The sequence below is a fragment of the Sphingomonas sp. 3P27F8 genome, from assembly GCF_005502745.1.
In the GTDB taxonomy this organism is placed as follows: Bacteria; Pseudomonadota; Alphaproteobacteria; order Sphingomonadales; family Sphingomonadaceae; genus Sphingomonas.
Genome location: NZ_SCNL01000001.1, coordinates 110,996 through 128,152, shown reverse-complemented (window position 1 = coordinate 128,152; position 17,157 = coordinate 110,996). Strand labels below are relative to the sequence as shown.

Annotated in this window: 15 protein-coding genes and 1 tRNA gene; 10 read left to right on the top strand and 6 right to left on the bottom strand. The window is 66.0% G+C overall.

What is annotated here, in order from left to right; all coding sequences use genetic code 11:
* The first annotated feature begins 71 nt into the window (after nt 1-71).
* The 4 genes from FFS35_RS00615 to FFS35_RS00600 are packed head-to-tail and all read left to right on the top strand — an operon-like array spanning nt 72 to nt 3,560.
* On the top strand, nt 72-1,169 hold the full coding sequence (locus tag FFS35_RS00615; RefSeq protein WP_137785178.1) for an MlaE family lipid ABC transporter permease subunit: 1,098 nt from the start codon (nt 72-74) through the stop codon (nt 1,167-1,169).
* Nucleotides 1,169-2,005 (top strand): ABC transporter ATP-binding protein, encoded by an 837-nt coding sequence (locus FFS35_RS00610; protein WP_137785177.1) that lies wholly within the window; start codon nt 1,169-1,171, stop codon nt 2,003-2,005. Before FFS35_RS00615 ends, FFS35_RS00610 begins: the two co-directional genes overlap by 1 nt.
* The gene (locus FFS35_RS00605; RefSeq protein ID WP_137785176.1) at nt 2,005-2,970 is read left to right on the top strand and encodes an MlaD family protein; all 966 of its coding nucleotides are present in this window, start codon (nt 2,005-2,007) and stop codon (nt 2,968-2,970) included. The genes FFS35_RS00610 and FFS35_RS00605 overlap by 1 nt, the downstream gene beginning before the upstream one ends.
* An 8-nt stretch (nt 2,971-2,978) precedes the next feature.
* Entirely contained in the window at nt 2,979-3,560 is a 582-nt protein-coding gene (locus tag FFS35_RS00600; protein WP_137785175.1) for an ABC-type transport auxiliary lipoprotein family protein, read from the top strand.
* Nucleotides 3,561-3,562: 2 nt separating this feature from the next.
* On the opposite strand, the gene FFS35_RS00595 is transcribed toward FFS35_RS00600, so the two are convergent.
* Nucleotides 3,563-4,546 carry a peptidylprolyl isomerase gene (locus FFS35_RS00595; RefSeq protein ID WP_137785174.1) on the bottom strand — a complete coding sequence of 328 codons (984 nt, stop codon included), beginning with the start codon at nt 4,544-4,546 and terminating at the stop codon, nt 3,563-3,565.
* Nucleotides 4,547-4,640: 94 nt separating this feature from the next.
* Between FFS35_RS00595 and FFS35_RS00590 the strand changes: the two genes are divergently transcribed.
* A tRNA-Ser gene (locus tag FFS35_RS00590) sits at nt 4,641-4,731 on the top strand.
* A 126-nt stretch (nt 4,732-4,857) separates the two neighbouring features.
* On the opposite strand, the gene FFS35_RS00585 is transcribed toward FFS35_RS00590, so the two are convergent.
* The 5 genes from FFS35_RS00585 to FFS35_RS00565 all read right to left on the bottom strand — a co-directional run bounded on the left by FFS35_RS00585 (nt 4,858) and on the right by FFS35_RS00565 (nt 9,492).
* Complete coding sequence (locus FFS35_RS00585; protein ID WP_137785173.1) at nt 4,858-5,874, bottom strand: hypothetical protein; 1,017 nt, start codon at nt 5,872-5,874, stop codon at nt 4,858-4,860.
* 29 nt (nt 5,875-5,903) lie between these two features.
* Complete coding sequence (locus tag FFS35_RS00580) at nt 5,904-6,803, bottom strand: DUF1259 domain-containing protein (protein ID WP_137785172.1); 900 nt, start codon at nt 6,801-6,803, stop codon at nt 5,904-5,906.
* Nucleotides 6,804-6,829: 26 nt separating this feature from the next.
* Entirely contained in the window at nt 6,830-8,239 is a 1,410-nt protein-coding gene (gene chrA, locus FFS35_RS00575; protein WP_137785171.1) for a chromate efflux transporter, read from the bottom strand.
* Entirely contained in the window at nt 8,236-9,087 is an 852-nt protein-coding gene (locus FFS35_RS00570) for a sulfurtransferase/chromate resistance protein (RefSeq protein WP_137785170.1), read from the bottom strand. The genes chrA and FFS35_RS00570 overlap by 4 nt, the downstream gene beginning before the upstream one ends.
* A gap of 135 nt (nt 9,088-9,222) precedes the next feature.
* Nucleotides 9,223-9,492, bottom strand: a complete 270-nt coding sequence (locus FFS35_RS00565; RefSeq protein WP_137785169.1) for a metal-sensing transcriptional repressor — start codon at nt 9,490-9,492, stop codon at nt 9,223-9,225.
* 119 nt (nt 9,493-9,611) lie between these two features.
* On the opposite strand from FFS35_RS00565, the gene FFS35_RS00560 reads away from it, so the two are divergent.
* The 5 genes from FFS35_RS00560 (at nt 9,612) to FFS35_RS00540 (ending at nt 17,139) form a co-directional block, all read left to right on the top strand.
* Nucleotides 9,612-10,949: an MFS transporter gene (locus tag FFS35_RS00560; RefSeq protein ID WP_137785168.1), complete on the top strand. Its 1,338-nt coding sequence runs from the start codon at nt 9,612-9,614 to the stop codon at nt 10,947-10,949.
* 130 nt (nt 10,950-11,079) lie between these two features.
* Nucleotides 11,080-11,406: a hypothetical protein gene (locus tag FFS35_RS00555; protein WP_137785167.1), complete on the top strand. Its 327-nt coding sequence runs from the start codon at nt 11,080-11,082 to the stop codon at nt 11,404-11,406.
* Between the two features lie 53 nt (nt 11,407-11,459).
* Nucleotides 11,460-12,755 carry a TolC family protein gene (locus tag FFS35_RS00550; protein ID WP_137785166.1) on the top strand — a complete coding sequence of 432 codons (1,296 nt, stop codon included), beginning with the start codon at nt 11,460-11,462 and terminating at the stop codon, nt 12,753-12,755.
* Nucleotides 12,752-13,903, top strand: a complete 1,152-nt coding sequence (locus tag FFS35_RS00545) for an efflux RND transporter periplasmic adaptor subunit (RefSeq protein WP_137785165.1) — start codon at nt 12,752-12,754, stop codon at nt 13,901-13,903. The genes FFS35_RS00550 and FFS35_RS00545 overlap by 4 nt, the downstream gene beginning before the upstream one ends.
* Nucleotides 13,900-17,139, top strand: a complete 3,240-nt coding sequence (locus tag FFS35_RS00540; RefSeq protein WP_137785164.1) for a CusA/CzcA family heavy metal efflux RND transporter — start codon at nt 13,900-13,902, stop codon at nt 17,137-17,139. The genes FFS35_RS00545 and FFS35_RS00540 overlap by 4 nt, the downstream gene beginning before the upstream one ends.
* The last annotated feature ends 18 nt before the right edge of the window (nt 17,140-17,157 follow it).

The following is a 17,157-nucleotide window of genomic DNA, read 5'->3' as shown; positions in this document are numbered from 1 at the left end:
ACGCCCGTGTTCGAGATTGCGCGACAAGCGCCGCTTGCCGTGACCGCCGCTTTCCCGCAAGGAGGGCGATGATGGGCGCACCGGCGGATTTCAGCGAGGATGACGGCACCCTGCGCTTCAGCGGCGACCTGTCGCTGCCGAAGCTGGGTGATCTTCCGCAACGCCTGCGCGGCGTGGGCGAGGGCGTGCGCCGCGTCGATCTTTCCGCGATCGAGCGGATGGACACGATCGGCGCCTGGCTGATCCACCGCTTCGCGCATGAACATGATGCCAAGATCGAGGGCCTGGACGGCGAGCGCGCCCGGCTGCTCAAACATGTCGAGAGCGCCGATCAGGTGGTCGCCATGCGGCCAACCCATGTCACCGCCTTCACCCGCGTGCTGGGCGAGATCGGCACCGCGACGATCACCGCCGGCAGAACGCTGCTCGGCCTGCTCGGTTTTCTCGGCGCGACGGTGATCGCATTTGGCAATGTGATCCGCCATCCGCGCCGTTTTCGTTTCAATGCCACGGTCCAGCGGTTCGAGGTGGTCGGCGTCACCGCGCTCGGCATCATCGGGTTGATGAGCTTCCTGATCGGGATCGTCATCGCGCAGCAGGGCGCGGTGCAACTCCGGCAATTCGGCGCGGAGGTCTATACGATCAATCTGATCGGCCGCATCACGCTGCGCGAATTGGGGGTGCTGATGACGGCGATCATGGTCGCCGGCAGATCAGGCTCCGCGTTTGCCGCGCAACTAGGCACGATGAAGCTGACCGAGGAGATCGATGCGATGCGCACGATCGGCGTTTCCCCGATGGAAGCGCTGGTGCTGCCGCGTACGCTGGCGGCGATCACGCTGATGCCGCTGCTGGGCTTTTATGCCTCGATCGTGGCGATCATCGGCGGCGGCCTGTTGTGCTGGATCAACCTTGGCATCCCGCCGGTCACCTATATCGCGCGCATTCGCGAGGTGGTGCCGATCACCGACCTTTACGTCGGGCTGGTCAAGGCGCCGGTGTTTGGCGCGATCATCGCCGTGGCCGGCTGCTTCCAGGGAATGCAGGTGGAGAGCGACGCCGAGCAGGTCGGCAATCGCACGACGGCGGCGGTGGTGCAGGCGATCTTTCTCGTGATCGTGCTCGACGCGTTCTTCGCGGTGTTCTTCACCTCGGTAGGGTGGAACTGATGGCAGACGAGAGCGAAGACTTCATCATCCGCGTGCGTGGCCTGCGCACCAGCTTCGGTGATGGCGAGCAGGTGATTCACGACGGGCTCGATCTGGATGTCAGGCGCGGCGAGATCCTTGGCGTGGTCGGCGGATCGGGCACCGGCAAATCGGTGCTGATGCGATCGATCATCGGACTTCAGACCCCCGATGAAGGGGAAATCACGGTCTTCGGCGAATCGACGATCGGCCGCGAGGAAACCGATGCGGTGAACGTCCGCAAGCGCTGGGGCGTGCTGTTTCAGGGCGGCGCGTTGTTTTCCACGCTGACCGTGGCGGAAAACGTCCAGGTGCCGTTGCGCGAATTCTATCCCGAGCTTGATCTGGCCCTGCTTGACGAGATCGCGTCCTACAAGGTGGTGATGAGCGGGCTGCCCGCGGAGGCGGGCCCGAAATTCCCGTCCGAACTTTCCGGCGGCATGAAAAAGCGTGCCGGGCTTGCCCGCGCGCTGGCGATGGACCCGGAACTGCTGTTCCTGGATGAGCCGACCGCCGGGCTCGATCCGATCGGCGCGGCCGCGTTCGACGAACTGACCCGTTCGCTGCAGGAGACGATGGGGCTGACGGTGTTCCTCATCACCCACGATCTCGATACGCTCTATGCGATCTGTGACCGGGTCGCGGTGCTGGCGGACAGGAAGGTGATCGCCGTCGGCACGATCCCGGAGTTGCTCGCGCTGGATCATCCGTGGATTCAAGAATATTTCAACGGCCCGCGCGGCCGGGCGGCGGTGGCGACCCGCGAGGCACAGGTCTCTGAGCCGCAGGCCGGGCGCGAGAAGGCGGGGATTGACTGATGGAAACACGTTCCAACCACGTTCTGGTGGGGTCGGTCGTGCTGATCCTGCTCGCGGTGCTGGCGCTATTCACGGTGTGGATCGCGCGTCTTGGCGGCGCGACCGAGAAGGAATATGACATTTTCTTCAAACAATCGGTCGATGGCCTCGCGAAGGGTTCGACGGTCACTTACTCAGGTGTGCCCTCCGGCCAGGTGAAGTCGATCCAGCTGTGGAAGAATGATCCGCAGTTCGTCCGCGTGCGCATTAGCGTGAACGATGATACGCCGATACTCCAGGGAACCACCGCGACGATCCAGGGCAGCTTCACGGGCACCAGCACCGTCACGCTCGATGGCGCGGTGAAGGGCGCGCCGCCGATCGCATGCCCGGAGAACGATGCCGCCAATCAATGCCCCTATGGCGTGCCGGTGATCCCGACGCGGGCGGGCGGGCTGGGCGCGATCCTGAATTCCGCGCCGCAATTGCTCGAACGGCTGTCGACACTGGCCGAGAAGCTGACCGGGCTGGTATCGGACAAGAACCAGGCATCGATCGCTGGCATCCTGGACAATACCAACCGGTTGAGCCGCGCGCTTGCCGATCGCGGGCCGGAAATTGCGGCAACGCTCGCGCAGACCCGTGTGGCGGTGCAGCAGGCCGGGGATGCGGCCGAGAAGATCGGCAATCTCGCGCAGACCACGAACGGCGTATTGTCGGAAGATGTGAAGCCGGCGATGGCCAATCTGAACGATGCGATCCGCTCGGCCAAGCAGAGCGCGGATACGCTGAACGCGGCGGTGAACGACGCGCGGCCGGGCCTGCAGACCTTCTCGAAGCAGACCATTCCGGAAGTCGGGCAACTCGTGCACGATTTGCGCAATATGGCGGCGGCGCTGTCTTCGGTGGCTGAAAAGGTCGATCGTAACGGTGCCGGCTCGCTGATCGGCCAGCAGCGGCTCCCAGATTACAAGCCCGGCAAGTGAGGCGGATGATGAAGCGATTTGCTATTTTCCTTGCGGCGCTGCCGCTCGCCGGTTGCATCAGCTTCGGTGCCAAGCCGCCGCCCTCGCTACTTGATCTTACCGCTGTGGAGCAGGTGAAACCGGGGCAGGAGCAGGATGCCTCCAGCGCGAAGACGATGACGATCAGCGTGCCGGTGGTGCCGCAGGCGCTTTCCACCGCGCGCGTGCCGGTGCAGTCGAGCGCGACCTCCGTCGCCTATGTGAAGGACGCGCAATGGGTGGAAGCACCCCAGCGATTGTTCGCGCGGCTGCTGTCCGACACGATCTCCGCGCGCACCGGGCGCGTGGTGCTGGGCGCGGCGCAATCCTTCGGTGATCCGGGCGCGAGGCTTGGCGGCGAGTTGCGTAATTTCGGCATCGATGCCGCGTCCTCCTCCGCGATCGTGACGTTCGATGCGGCGCTGGTGCGCGGCGGCGACGGGAAGGTCGAGAAGCAGCGGTTCGAGGCGCGCGTGCCGATCGCGAAGATCGATGCGGCTTCCGTCGGCCCGGCGCTCAACCGGGGCGCAAACCAGGTCGCCGCGCAGGTAGCCGACTGGGTCGGCCGATAGGCTTAATTCGCGCGCCGGATCGGTGTCGGCACGTTGCATATGTCGGCCCCGCCGGCGGGACGGATGAAAAACGCGTCATGACGATTGGCGCGCGCATCCGCATACCGGGCGAAACTGTCGCTATCCGTGGCGAGATATTCGAAATGGGGCTGATCGGGTGGCGGCAGGTCTCTCGCGATGCGGGCGGAGATGATCGGCACCCGCTCTGCCGCCGTCGCATACATGCCGAGCGCCTCGGTACCGCGGGGGAGCGAAGAAAGGTGCTCGATTCCCTCGATCACCCGCCCGACCAGCGCGATATTGCGGTCGAGGTGACGGGGGGCATGGCCGATCACCGCATATAGCTCGGCCCCATTGCCGGTATCGGGCGCGATGTTTCGACCAACGCCAACCATGCCGTAGCAATGCACCGGCCACGCGACTGTCAACGCCGCAGAACCGGGGGCGCCGCGTCGCTCGGCCGCCATCGGCCAGCTCCGCCAGGTGAAGGTGAGAGGCGCATAGGCATCGCGCCCGCTTTCCGCCACGCGCCCCACGAAATCGCGCGAATGCGCTTGCCGCACCATCGCTCCGTCCAGATAGGTTTCGCCGATAGCGGCGGTATAATCCTTGTCCGACATGGTCGCGAGGCCGGGCGGCAACGGCTTCTTTTCAGTCGAATCGCCCCATTGCGCGACATAATTGTCCTGCACGCGGTTCACGCTTGTACCGTCCCACCAATGTGCTTTGGCGAGCTGGCGGATGTTGCCGATCCACCCCTGCGAGATAGGCGACGGCAGTAATTGAACGACCACCCGACGGCGGACGCCGCCGGCGGCGGGGGCGAGCTCCACCACCATGATGTCAGAAGCCGGGATGGCCCGCCATTCCGATGGAGATGCGCGACTGACGACCTCCGCCGGAGCAAGCCCGGGAGCAGCGGCGTTCGAGGTCGCGTTTGCCGGGGCAGCGGGCATGGCGAGCAGCGCGAGGATTTCAGCGATCATGCGCGTGATGCTGCCGTGTGGGCAGGAATGATGCAATCACGAACCCTTGCGTCATGCCGCGAGCCAGCTTAGGGCGTCGCCTCCCAGTGCATGCGGAGCGGTGGCCGAGTGGTCGAAGGCGCTCGCCTGGAAAGTGAGTATACGGCAAAACCGTATCGAGGGTTCGAATCCCTCCCGCTCCGCCAAAACCTATTGAAATTATTGTATTTTTTTAGGATTTTGGCCCAGCGTCCGGGTCTCCGTCCGGGTTTTGATGGCGGATTTCTGCGAACCGCTGCGACCAACCGTTGCACTTCTACGACCAGTGCCAGTCAACGACGCGCGATTGCCGTATCCAGGACCCAGATCGCGGCAGGCCGGTCACGGGCGGGCACCGCCAAGAATAGCTTTCCGAGTTCGGGTGAAAACAGGCCGGTGCGAGCGCCTGATGCTGTGACCACGCGCAGGCTTACCTCCCGAGGCCGCGATCGCACCGAGACATCAATGTGGCCCGCACCGCAAATCAGATAACGTCGGTCGCCATCAAGGAAGAGATCGTCCGCGTCGCCGCAGGCAGGCAGCGTATCGATGACGACTCCCGTATCGGCATCCCGGCGCTGAAGCGCGGCGGGCAATCGATAGGCGACAACCACTTCGCGACCGGACGGGTCGATTGCCAAGGGAAAGTTCAGGCGGTGCATTCCCGTCGACCATGACGAAAGGACCCGGCTTGAATCGATGTCAGCCACCACGATCGCTCCGCGATCGGGGATGTTAATCCAGGCACGGGAACCCCTCAGCCGGAACCCCTCGGGGTGGCCGGCGAGCGATACCCGGTTGAGGATCCGAGCTTGCGCCGGATCGACGAGCGCCAGTCCGCCGCCGCCGTAGCCGACAATGACATGCCCGTTGCGGCCGTCGATCCGGACATTGTCGGCGTCGTCGCCGAGGTCCAGATGTGCCACCTCACGACGATCGGACGCGGCATAGAAATGGACCGATCCATCTCCGCAAGCGACGACGATCTCATCCAGCCGATCGAGATAGGCGACGCCCTGTGGCTCGCGCAGGCCCGCGATCCGGCCGATCCGGCGCCCGCTGGCCAGATCGATCTCATCGACCGAGCCATTGCCATATTCTGCCACGAACAGCCGACCATGGGTCGTGTCGAGCGCCAGATGGTCAATCCGCCCGGAAACACCGGGTAGCGGAATGACCCGCTCAAGCTTCAGCGGCGAGGCGGGATCGTTTGGACTGAACGTCCTGGGCGCCGCGCTGCACGCTGTTGTCGCGGTCAAGACGACGAGCATCAGGACAGAGCGCATCGTGGTCTTGGCAATGTCCGTCATCGAGCTGTCCCGCCGTTCGGCGCTCCGATTCAATTCGTCAATTTCACATGCCGAAGGGCATCCGCGAGGCCACGGGCAAGCTTGATGGCATCGTCATTGGCCCAGAAATGCATGAAGAAGAGCCTGGGTTCGTCGTCTAGCATGTGGTTGTGCAATGCTGTGACCTCGATTCCGTTGGAGCGGAGACTCCGTAGAACCGGGTTGACCTCGTCGGCAGTCAGGACCAGGTCGCCAGCGATTGCTGCCTTTCCGCCGCCGGTTGGCTGAAAGTTGATGGCAATCGCAGACCCCATGGCTTCGGGAATGGTCATGCCGCCGGCACTTGGGGTTACCGCGCGAGGAATGCTGAAGGCGTAGACGCCGTTGTTGACCTTGCCTTTGTGCCCGAGTGTCTGGTCGAGGGCGGCCGTATCGATTTCGAGCGCGGGCGCGGGTGTGGCGGGTGCTGCGGTTGCCGTCGACGGGCTCGGAAACGGCGTGTGGCTCAAGGCAAGGGCGGCATGCAACGCGGCAGCGAGTTTCGCGCCGTCGCCCGTGCCGCCAACGTGCATGTACATGGTGTGGGGCGTCGCGCGCAGCAGGTGATTGTGCAGGGCCGTGATGGTCAAGCCGCCTTCCAGGAGGCGCTTCATGACCGGGTTCACCTCGTCATCGGTCAGGACAAGGTCACCCATGACCATCACCTCATTTCCGTGTCGCATGAACGCGACCCATGATCCCAGCGCGAGAGTGGGTTTCACGGTGATGCCATCGAGCACGACCTTCAGGTCGGTCCTTGGAAAACCGACACGATAAACGCCGCCTGGCATCTCGGTTCCGGGCTTGCCCAGCGCGACCGCGACCGCATCTTCCCAAGGTTCGCTCGCGTGGGCCGCTCCTGCGATTTGCGACAGCGCGGCAAGGGCAAGCAAAGACGATAAGATGCGCATGAGTCTACTCCTTCATTCAATCGATTTCAGCTCAAAATACCCGCCACGTAGAGGCCGATGCCCGCTGCCGAGGCTCCCCCAAGCGTCATGAATATTCCGACCTTCAAGCGGAACATGGCGACGACCGCAGCGATCGAGATGGCGAGCGCCCAAAGATCGATGCTGCCGGGAACGGGCATGTCGAAGTGGATAGGACCCCACTTCAGAGGCTGCACTACGCGAAAGATCGTATGGATCGCGAACCAGATGGCGAGGTTGAGCACGACGCCGACGACGGCGGCCGTGATCGCCGACAGCGCGCCCGACAGCGCCTTGTTGCCGCGCATCCGCTCGATGAACGGCGCGCCGAGGAAGATCCACAGGAAACAGGGGATGAACGTCACCCAGGTGGCGAGCAGTCCGCCCAGCGTTCCCGCAAGCAGCGGCGAAAGCATGCCCGGATGGCGATAGGCGCCCATGAAGCCGACGAACTGCAGCACCATGATCAGCGGCCCGGGCGTGGTCTCGGCCATGCCGAGCCCGTCGAGCATCTCCTTTGGCTGAAGCCAGTGATAGTTCTCGACTGCCTGCTGCGCGACATAGGCGAGCACCGCATAGGCACCGCCGAACGTCACAACCGCCATCGTCGAGAAGAAGGTCGCGATCTGGGTGAAGACGCTGCCTTGCCCTGCTATCAGCAGCAGCGCAGCGACGGGGGTGAGCCAGAGCGTCAGCCACACCGCGGCTTGGCGCAACGACTGGCCGATGGTGGGATTGGCATGCGCGGGCAGTTCCTCGCCGAGCAGCGTGTCGGCATCCTCGACGATGGCGCCCTTGGCCGCCCCGTGCCCGCCGCCGACCTGGAAGGCCGGGATGCCGGCGCGGCCACCGAAGTAGCCGATCAGCCCGGCGCCAAGCACGATGATGGGGAACGGCGCGCTGAGGAAGAAGATGAGCACGAACGCTGCCGCCGCCAAGCCGCGCATGATGGTGTTCTTGAGCGCCCGGCTGCCGATCCGCACGACCGCCTGCAAGACGACCGCGAGCACCGCGCACTTCAGCCCGAAGAATAGCGCCGAGACGATTCCTACCCGTCCATAGAGGGCATAGATCCAGCTCAGCGCCATGATCGAGATCGCTCCGGGCAGGACAAACAGGGCACCTGCGACGATGCCCCCACGGGTCTTGTGCATCAGCCAGCCGATATAGGTGGCGAGTTGCTGCGCCTCGGGTCCTGGCAGGAGCATGCAATAGTTGAGCGCGTGGAGGAACCGGTGCTCGCCGATCCAGCGCTTCTCGTCGACGAGGATGCGGTGCATCACCGCGATCTGGCCGGCGGGCCCGCCAAACGACAGGGCAGCGATCCTGAGCCAGACCCAGAAGGCTTGTCCAAGCGATACCGGGGCAACGGCGGTCGACGTAGACGCGACTGCTATGTCGATCGGGGCCGTGCTCATGCCGGCACCGGCTTGGCGCGTGCGCCCTTGGGCTGGTGCGACCCCCAGTCGTGCGTCTCGCCGGTCGCATCGCGGCACCAGCGATACAGCGCATCGTAGACGAGCATGCCGGCGTCGAGCTGCTCGAGATCGTCGGCGAATATGCGGGACAGGCCGAGCGACAGCGCAACGAGCCCCGCCGCCTCTGGCACAAGATCGGGCCGCGCCGTATCGGCGCCGCGGACGATCAGCGCGAGATGGGTGAGCGGCTTGAGCCCACCCAGGCCGAAGCCGTCCACCATCACGTCGAAGGTGCAGCGCTCGCCATCATGGCTCCAGGTGACGCCGTCACCCTCCACATCGAACGGCGTGGCGCCAAACCGCTCGGCGACGCCCGCGACCTCGGCTGGCGCGACGAACAGGAAGACGGCGTTCGGATCGACGAAGCGCCGGATCAGCCAGGGGCACGCGATACGATCGACCTTGGGCCGCGCGCGGGTGACCCACACCGTCCGGCCCTGTGCATCGCGCGCCGGCAAGGCCGCTTCCGGCACCATGGGATGGCCCGCCTGGATCCAGGCGTGGACACCGCCATCCAGCGCCTCCGCGTCGGCCCCGGCCTGGCGCAGCCATGCGGCCGCGCCCTGCCTGAGCTTGTGACCCTCGCGGCAGACGACGACCACATCCTTGCCGCGATAGTCTGTCGCCCAGTTGGCGACCTCGGCCCATGGCCGGCGGACCGCGCCCGGGATCAGCCGGGCGTCGGCGGTAAAATCCTCGTCCGTCCGGACGTCGATGATCGCCGGCCCCTTGGCGGTGCCAACGAGACGAACAAGCTTGTCGATGGGAATCGTGTTGAGAGCAGGCATGCGGCGTCCTCGATGAAAGCAGGACGCGATACTTCAGCATGTCGCCTCATGGGGTGATCGCGATCCCCATGGCGCCGATCTAATGCCTGTGTGACCGAGTCTGTCAACCGTGTGTTCGCGCTACTGTTGTTATTGCTACAAATATTTGGAGATCGTCCGGAACTCCTCGACTGCCGAACCGACCCCTTCGGTCTGTTCCGCATGAGCGAGGCAGTGGTCGATATGGTCGTTGATCAGCGCCTTCTTCGCGTTGGTGATCGCCTTCTCGACCGCGTGGAGCTGCTGGGCGATGTCGATGCAGGGCCGTCCGCCCTCGATCATCTCGACGATGCTGCGCAGATGGCCGCCCGCACGATTGAGCCGCTTGACGATCGCGGGGTGACTGTCGTGCCTGTGGTCCGTCATCGCGCATATCCCGCCAGCCGTTCGCCTCGGGTTTACTTATCCTCCCCGGGAGGATAGCTCAAGCGAGCCTATATCCCCCCAGGGGGATAGATTGGGGTCAATCGGGACATCTCGCAAAAATGCTCTCCGTTCTTGCCAACCGGACCTATCGCCACCTGTTTCTGGCACAGGTCATCGCGCTCGTCGGCACGGGGCTTGCGACGGTGGCGCTCGGCCTGCTCGCCTATGACATCGCCGGCGGCAGCGCGGGTGCGGTGCTCGGGACTGCGCTTGCGATCAAGATGGTGGCCTATATCGGCGTCGCGCCCGTGGTCGGCGCCTTTGCCGACAGGCTGCCGCGCCGCGCCTTCCTCGTCAGTATGGACCTGATACGCGCGGGCGTCGCAATCTGCCTGCCGTTCGTCGATCAGGTCTGGCAAGTCTATGTCCTGATCTTCGTCCTGCAATCGGCCTCGGCCGCGTTCACCCCGACCTTTCAGGCGACCATTCCCGACGTGCTTCCGGAGGAGCGCGACTATACCCGTGCGCTGTCGCTCTCGCGGCTCGCTTACGACATGGAAAGCCTGACCAGCCCTATCCTGGCCGCCGGACTGCTGACGGTCATCAACTTCCATTGGCTGTTCTCGGGAACCGCGATCGGCTTCCTCTGCTCGGCCGCGCTGGTCGTCTCGACCGTGCTGCCGAAGGCGGCGGCATCAGCGCCGCGCGAGGGCGGCATCTATGCCAAGACCACGCGGGGCACGCGCATCTACTTGAAGACGCCGCGCCTACGCGGACTGCTCGCGCTGACGCTTGCATCCGCCGCGGCGAGTTCGATGGTGATCGTCAACACGGTCGTGATCGTGCGCGGCAATCTCGGCCTGTCGCAGCGCGATGTCGCGTTCACGCTGGCGGCGTTCGGCGGCGGTTCGATCCTTGCCGCCCTGACCCTGCCGCGGATCCTCGACCGGGTTGCCGACCGCACGATCATGATCGGCGCGGCTGCGGCGATGACGATCGGCCTGGGCCTGCTCGCAGTGCTGACCGCAAGCCTCGGCCAGGGTACCGGCTACTGGCATGTCATCCTGGCGGGCTGGTTCGTGCTCGGCATCGCCTATTCGATGAGCGTGACCCCCTCTGGCCGGCTGCTCAAGCGCTCGGCCAATGCCGATGACCGGCCCGCCCTGTTCGCCGCGCAATTTGCGCTCAGCCACTGCTGCTGGCTGATTTGCTATCCGCTGGTCGGACAGCTCGGCGCGGGAGCGGGCCAGGCAGCGGCGTTAGGTGCCATGGCGGCGATTGCCCTGATCGGTACGATCGGCGCGCTTTGGGTCTGGCCGCAGGGCGATCCCGATGCGGTCGAGCATGATCATGCCGACCTGTCGCCCGACCATCCGCATCTGCGTGAACATCATCGCGCTGCGCAGCCGCACGCCTTCGTCATCGACGATCTTCATCATCACTGGCCCCGGCAGTGATGGCGGACATTTTCACATTTGCTGCACCGCATCAGCGATATGCTTGTCGATCTGCACCAGGCGCGATAGGTTCGCCGGCATGACGGCATCGCCGGCCAGATCGCGCCTTCCCGCGCCGGGGGGCATTCACATGCGCTTTTCGGCGCTATTGGCGATTCTGGCGCTGTTCGGAATGCTGGCGCTCGCCAACTGGCACGACGCGATGCCGCATGTTCATGACGGGGACCATGTCGTCAGTCTCGAGACCGACCATCATGATCGTGCCCCCGGCCAGCAGCCCGATCAGGCCGACCTCATGCACATGGCCGCCCATGTCGTACTCCAGACCATCGTTGTGCCGGCACCGCCGGTGGTGACGGGCGCATTGGCACCGGCTCTTGCGAGCTGGACCCTCGGCACGACCGAGGGCTCGCGCTCCATCGCCCCTGTGTCGATTCTCCGTCCCCCCCGAGGCTGACCGCACGCGCTGGACCGGCGCGTCGCCATTGCAGCCTTCAAGGGGACAAGAACATGAAAGCCTTTATGGGCCGGCTGCCGCGTCGCGCGGTGTCCGGCATGATGGCCGCGACCTGCGTCGTGGCCCTGTGCGCGACCGCACGCGCACAGGAAAGTGGCGCGCCCGCGCGCGCGCAGGCAGCGCCACCTTATGCGACGCTGCTCCAGCAAAGCGCGGACGCGCCGCGCCTCGAGCTGAGCGAAGCCGAACTCCGGCGTGCGGAGGGCTTGTCGCAGCAGACCCGGTCGCGGCCCAATCCGAGCGTGAGCATACTCACGGAGAATATCGCCGGCTCCTCACCCTATCGGGGGTTCGACCGGGCCGAGACGACGCTGCAATATAGCCAGCCGATCGAGATCGGCGGCAAACGCTCGGCGCGGATCGCCGCGGGCGAGGCCGGGGTCGTCGCGGCGCGAGCCCGCGACCGCGACGCCCGGATCGCCTATGCCTATGATCTGGCCCGTGCCTATGCCGCCGCCGAGATTGCCGACCGACGGATTGCGTTGGCGGAAGACGAGGTCGAGGAAGCGCAGAACGACCTGCGCGCCGCACGCGCATTGGTCGGCGCAGGCAAGGAAGCCCGGTTGCGGGCACTCCAGGCGGAATCGTCGCTGAATGCGGTCAACGCCGAACTCGAACTCGCCAAGGCCAATCGCATCGCTGCCTTCGCCCGGCTTTCCGCGCTCGCCGGGGTCGACCAGCCGTTCACCAGTCTCTCGGAATCGCTGCTCGATCGGCCCGTCACGGCTCCGGCCATTGGGCCGGTCGATCCGCTGGCCAGTTCCGCCTATCTCGCGGCACGGGCGGAACGCGAGGCGGCCGACCGCCGTCTCACCGCCGAGCGCAAACGGACCATCCCCGATATCACCGCCAATATCGGCGTGCGTCGGCTCGACTATGAAAACTCCACTGCGCTCGTTGGCGGCGTGTCGATCCCGCTCCATATTTTCGATCGGAATCGCGGCAATATCGCCGCCTCGCAGGCCGACGTGCAGGCGGCCGAAGCCCGCCTGGCGATGGCCCGCTATGATGCCCAGGCCGAAGCCCAGGCCGTGCAGGCGCAGCTTGCCGCCGCAGATGCCCGCGTCTCGGCAGCCGAGACGGCGCAGGCAACCGCCGACGAGACCTATCGCCTCGCCCGCATCGCCTATGAGGCGGGAAAATCGCCGCTCGTTGAACTGCTCGCTGCCCGTCACGGCCTTGGCGCCGCACGCGGCATCGTTCTCGATGCGCGCACCGCCCGGTTCGAGGCGCGCGCGCAACTGGCCCACTTGCAGGGCCGCACGATTTTCGGAGATCCGATCCAATGACCCCCGACCGAAACAAGCTCTATGCCGGCGCCGCGCTTGGCCTTGTTCTCGCCGCCCTTGCCGGTTTCGGCATCGCGCGCCTGACTGGACCGTCCGCACCGGTTGTCGAGACAGCGACCGAAGCACCGGGAGACAAAGATAGCGTCGCCATTTCGGCAGACGGTATCAAGACCTCGGACATCGGCGTCGCGCCCGCCACGGCCGGCAACGTCGCCGGCCTCATTCTTGCGAGCGCGACCGTAGAGGCGACGCCCGACGCGCAGGCTGTGCTCACCGCCCGAGCGCCGGGTACGGTCACCCGCATCTTCAAGCGGATCGGCGATACGGTCGGCGCGGGCGAGACGATCGCGCTGGTCGAAAGCCGCGATGCCTCGGCGATCGCCGCCGATCGCGGCACCGCATCGGCGCGGGTGACGCTGGCAAGCCGCCAGCTCGCACGCGAGCGGACCCTGCTGGCGCAGGGGGTATCGCCGCGCGCCGACTATGAAACCGCCGAGGCCAATCTCGCGGTGGCGCAAGCCGAGGCGCGGCAGGCGAATGCGGCCGCGAGCGCGGCCCGCGTTGCCGGCGATGGCCGCTCGGTCGCGGTCGTCAGCTCGATATCGGGACGGATCACGTCGGCACCGGCAAGTCTCGGCTCGTTCGTCCAGGCCGAGACCGAACTGTTCCGTGTCGCCGATCCCCGCCGGCTCCAGATCGAAGCCAGCGTGCCCGCAGGCGACGCCGCGCGTGTGCGGCCCGGCGATCGGGTAGAACTGACCACGATCGACGGACAGACGATCGAAGGCCGGGTGCGCTCCGCGACCGGGGTTGTCGATCCGGAATCCCGGCAGGCGACGGTGGTGGTCAGCCCCAGCGGCGGCGCCAGCGGAATTGCACCTGGGCAGCTCGTCCAGGCACGCATCTACGCAAGCGGCAGCGTGACAACCGGCGGCGTGATGGTGCCGCAGGATGCAGTGCAGACGATCGGCGACCGGACGGTGGTGTTCGTGCGCACGCGCAGCGGGTTCAGAGCGCAGGCGGTGCAGATCGGCAGCCGCAGCGGCGGTCTGGTGGCAGTGACCTCCGGCCTCGCCGCCGGGACGCCGATCGCGACGTCCAACGCCTTCCTGCTCAAGGCCGAACTCGGCAAGGAGTCGGCAGAATGATCGCGCGCATCCTTGGCCTCTCGGTGCGCGGCCGCTGGTTGGTCGCGTTCCTCACGCTGCTCGTCGTCGGCTTTGGCGCGTGGCAGATCACCAGGCTGCCGATCGACGCGGTGCCCGACGTCACCAACCGACAGGTCCAGATCAACGCCTTTGTGCCGACCCTTGGCCCGGTCGACATGGAGAAGCAGGTGACCTTCCCGGTCGAAACCGCGCTGGCCGGCATTCCAGGGCTGGAGATGACCCGCTCGCTCACTCGCAACGGCTTCAGCCAGGTGACGGCGGTGTTCGAGGACTCGACCAGCATCTACTTCGCGAGGGCGCAGGTCACCGAGCGGCTGGCGCAGGCGAAGGACAGCCTGCCCGCCGGCGTCCAGCCCCAGCTCGCGCCGCTGACCACGGGGCTCGGCGAGATCTTCATGTATTCGGTGGCGTTCAGGCATCCCGATGGGAAGGGCGTGCAGGCCAATGCCGGCAAGCCCGGCTGGCAGCCCGATGGCAGCTATCTGACGCCCGAGGGCGAACGGCTGACCACCGAACTCGCCAAGGCGGCCTATCTGCGCACCGTGCAGGATTGGGTGATCCGGCCGCAGATGCGTACCGTGATCGGCGTCGCCGGTGTCGATTCCAACGGCGGCTATGTGAAGCAATATGTCGTCGAACCCAAGCTGAGCGCGCTCGCCGCCTACGGCCTGTCGGTCACCGAACTGGCCGATGCGCTGGAGCGCGCCAACCTGTCGGCAGGCTCCAACTATGTCCGCCGTGCGGGCGAGAGCTTCCTGGTCCGCGCCGACGCGCGGCTGAAGTCGATCGCCGATATCGAGGAGGCTGTTGTCGCCACGCGGGCCGGAGTTCCGGTACGCGTGCGCGACGTGGGCGACGTCGTCATTGGCGGCGCGGTCCGCACCGGCTCGGGCAGCCGCATGGGCTCCGAAGCGGTCATCTCGACGATCCTGATGCTGACCGGCGAGAACAGCCGCATCGTCGCGACCCGCGTCGCTGACAAGCTCACCGAGATCAACCGGGCGCTGCCGCCCGACGTGATCGCCGAGTCGGTCTATAACCGTTCGAAACTGGTCAATGCCACCATCGCCACGGTCGAGAAGAACCTCGTCGAGGGCGCGCTGCTGGTCATCGTCATTCTGTTCCTGCTGCTCGGCAACGTCCGCGCGGCATTGATCACGGCGGCGGTGATCCCGATCACCATGCTGATGACGGCGGCGGGCATGAACGGCCTTGGCGTCTCCGGCAATCTGATGAGCCTGGGCGCACTCGACTTCGGCCTGATCGTCGACGGCGCGGTCATCATCGTCGAGAACACGCTGCGGCGCCTCGCCGAGCGCCAGCATCGCGAGGGCCGGCTGCTCACCCGGCTGGAGCGGCTGACCGAGACTGCGGAAGCCGCGCGCGAGATGGTCAAGCCCACCGTCTACGGCCAGGCGATCATCTTCCTCGTGTTCGTGCCGCTGCTCACCTTCCAGGGCGTCGAGGGCAAGACCTTCGCGCCGATGGCGACTACGCTGATGGTCGCGCTCGCCTCGGCCTTCGTGCTGTCGATCACCTTCGTGCCCGCGATGATCGCGCTCGCGATCACCGGCAAGGTCAGCGAGACCGAGGTCAAGCCGATCCGCTGGTTCAAGGAGAAATACGCGCCCTTGCTGGCCAAGGCGGTGGCGCATCCGCTGCCGTTCGTGGCGGGCGGCGCGGGCGTGTTCCTGGCGGCGGTGCTGCTGTTCGGCGCGCTCGGCGAGGAGTTCATGCCCCAACTCGACGAGAAGGACATCACCGTCACCAACTTCCGTATCCCCTCGGCTTCGATCGACCAGTCGACGCAGATGCAGCTTCGCATCGAGGATGCCCTCAAATCGCTGCCGGAGGTGGCCTTGGTCTTCTCCAAGAACGGCAATGCCGACCTCGGCACCGATCCGATGCCGCCCAATGCGTCCGACACCTATGTCATTCCCAGGCCCGAGAAGGAGTGGCCGGCCGACGTCCACAGCAAGGCGGATATCCTCAAGCGCATCGAAGCGAAGATGAAGCCGCTGATCGGCAACAGGACGGAAATCCAGCAACCGATCCAGATGCGTTTCAACGAGCTGATCGCCGGCGTGCGCTCGGACGTGGCGGTCAAGCTCTATGGCGACGATCTCGACAGCATGAGCCAGACCGCGGGGCGGATCGCGGCGGTGCTGCGCACCATCCCCGGCGCAGCGGACGTCCAGGCCGAGCAGACCTCGGGCGCGCCGACGTTCGACATCCAGGTCGATCGCCAGGCGGCGGGACGCTACGGCCTGTCGGTCGAGGAAGTGGCGAACACCGTCGCCGCCGCACTAGGCGGGCGCGAGGCCGGAATGCTCTATGAAGGCGACCGCCGGTTCAACGTGGTCGTGCGCCTGCCCGACGCGCAGCGTGATGACATCGAGACGCTGGGTTCGTTGCCGGTGATGCTGCCGTCGGTCAATGGCGCGGCATCGCGCTCGATCCCGCTCAGCGAAGTGGCGCGGTTCCGCTATACCGAGGGGCTCAACCAGATCAGCCGCGAGAACGGCAAGCGGATGGTGGTCGTCCAGACTAATGTTCGCGGGCGCGATCTTGGCGGGTTCGTCACCGAGGCGCAGGAGAAGATCGAGGCGATGTCCTTGCCCTCGGGCATGTACACGCAATGGGGCGGCACGTTCGAGAGCCTGCAATCCGCGCGGATGCGGCTGCTGATCGTGGTGCCGCTGTGCTTCGTGCTGATCTTCGCGTTGCTCTACATGGCGCTGGGCGGTGCCATGCCGGCGCTGATCGTGTTCAGCGCGGTGCCGATGGCACTGGCAGGCGGCGTGTTCGCCCTGCTGCTGCGCGGCATTCCCTTCTCGATTACTGCCGCGGTCGGGTTCATCGCCTTGTCCGGCGTCGCCGTGCTCAATGGCCTCGTCATGATGAGCGCGATCCGCAAGCGGCGCGAGGACGGCGCGGGCGATGAGGACGCGATCATCGGCGGCGCGATGGAGCGCGTGCGGCCGGTGCTGATGACTGCGCTCGTTGCCAGCCTTGGCTTCGTGCCGATGGCCTTGGCGACCGGCACCGGCGCCGAAGTGCAGCGTCCGCTCGCGACAGTGGTCATCGGCGGCCTGATCACCTCAACCGCACTCACCCTCCTGGTGCTCCCCGCGATCTCGGCATTGATGTTCCGCTTCGTGGGCAGGCGTCGGGAGGGCGAGCATGATAGGGTCGACGTGCCCGCGACTCCGTGAGGGTGAGGCAGGGACGAT

Coding starts and splice junctions, on each gene's coding strand:
- FFS35_RS00580 (WP_137785172.1), bottom strand. CDS start 6,803: ATGCGCATCTTATCGTCTTTGCTTGCCCTTGCCGCGCTGTCGCAAATC.
- FFS35_RS00585 (WP_137785173.1), bottom strand. CDS start 5,874: ATGACGGACATTGCCAAGACCACGATGCGCTCTGTCCTGATGCTCGTC.
- FFS35_RS00595 (WP_137785174.1), bottom strand. CDS start 4,546: ATGATCGCTGAAATCCTCGCGCTGCTCGCCATGCCCGCTGCCCCGGCA.
- chrA (WP_137785171.1), bottom strand. CDS start 8,239: ATGAGCACGGCCCCGATCGACATAGCAGTCGCGTCTACGTCGACCGCC.
- FFS35_RS00550 (WP_137785166.1), top strand. CDS start 11,460: ATGAAAGCCTTTATGGGCCGGCTGCCGCGTCGCGCGGTGTCCGGCATG.
- FFS35_RS00555 (WP_137785167.1), top strand. CDS start 11,080: ATGCGCTTTTCGGCGCTATTGGCGATTCTGGCGCTGTTCGGAATGCTG.
- FFS35_RS00615 (WP_137785178.1), top strand. CDS start 72: ATGGGCGCACCGGCGGATTTCAGCGAGGATGACGGCACCCTGCGCTTC.
- FFS35_RS00570 (WP_137785170.1), bottom strand. CDS start 9,087: ATGCCTGCTCTCAACACGATTCCCATCGACAAGCTTGTTCGTCTCGTT.
- FFS35_RS00560 (WP_137785168.1), top strand. CDS start 9,612: ATGCTCTCCGTTCTTGCCAACCGGACCTATCGCCACCTGTTTCTGGCA.
- FFS35_RS00610 (WP_137785177.1), top strand. CDS start 1,169: ATGGCAGACGAGAGCGAAGACTTCATCATCCGCGTGCGTGGCCTGCGC.
- FFS35_RS00540 (WP_137785164.1), top strand. CDS start 13,900: ATGATCGCGCGCATCCTTGGCCTCTCGGTGCGCGGCCGCTGGTTGGTC.
- FFS35_RS00565 (WP_137785169.1), bottom strand. CDS start 9,492: ATGACGGACCACAGGCACGACAGTCACCCCGCGATCGTCAAGCGGCTC.
- FFS35_RS00600 (WP_137785175.1), top strand. CDS start 2,979: ATGAAGCGATTTGCTATTTTCCTTGCGGCGCTGCCGCTCGCCGGTTGC.
- FFS35_RS00605 (WP_137785176.1), top strand. CDS start 2,005: ATGGAAACACGTTCCAACCACGTTCTGGTGGGGTCGGTCGTGCTGATC.
- FFS35_RS00545 (WP_137785165.1), top strand. CDS start 12,752: ATGACCCCCGACCGAAACAAGCTCTATGCCGGCGCCGCGCTTGGCCTT.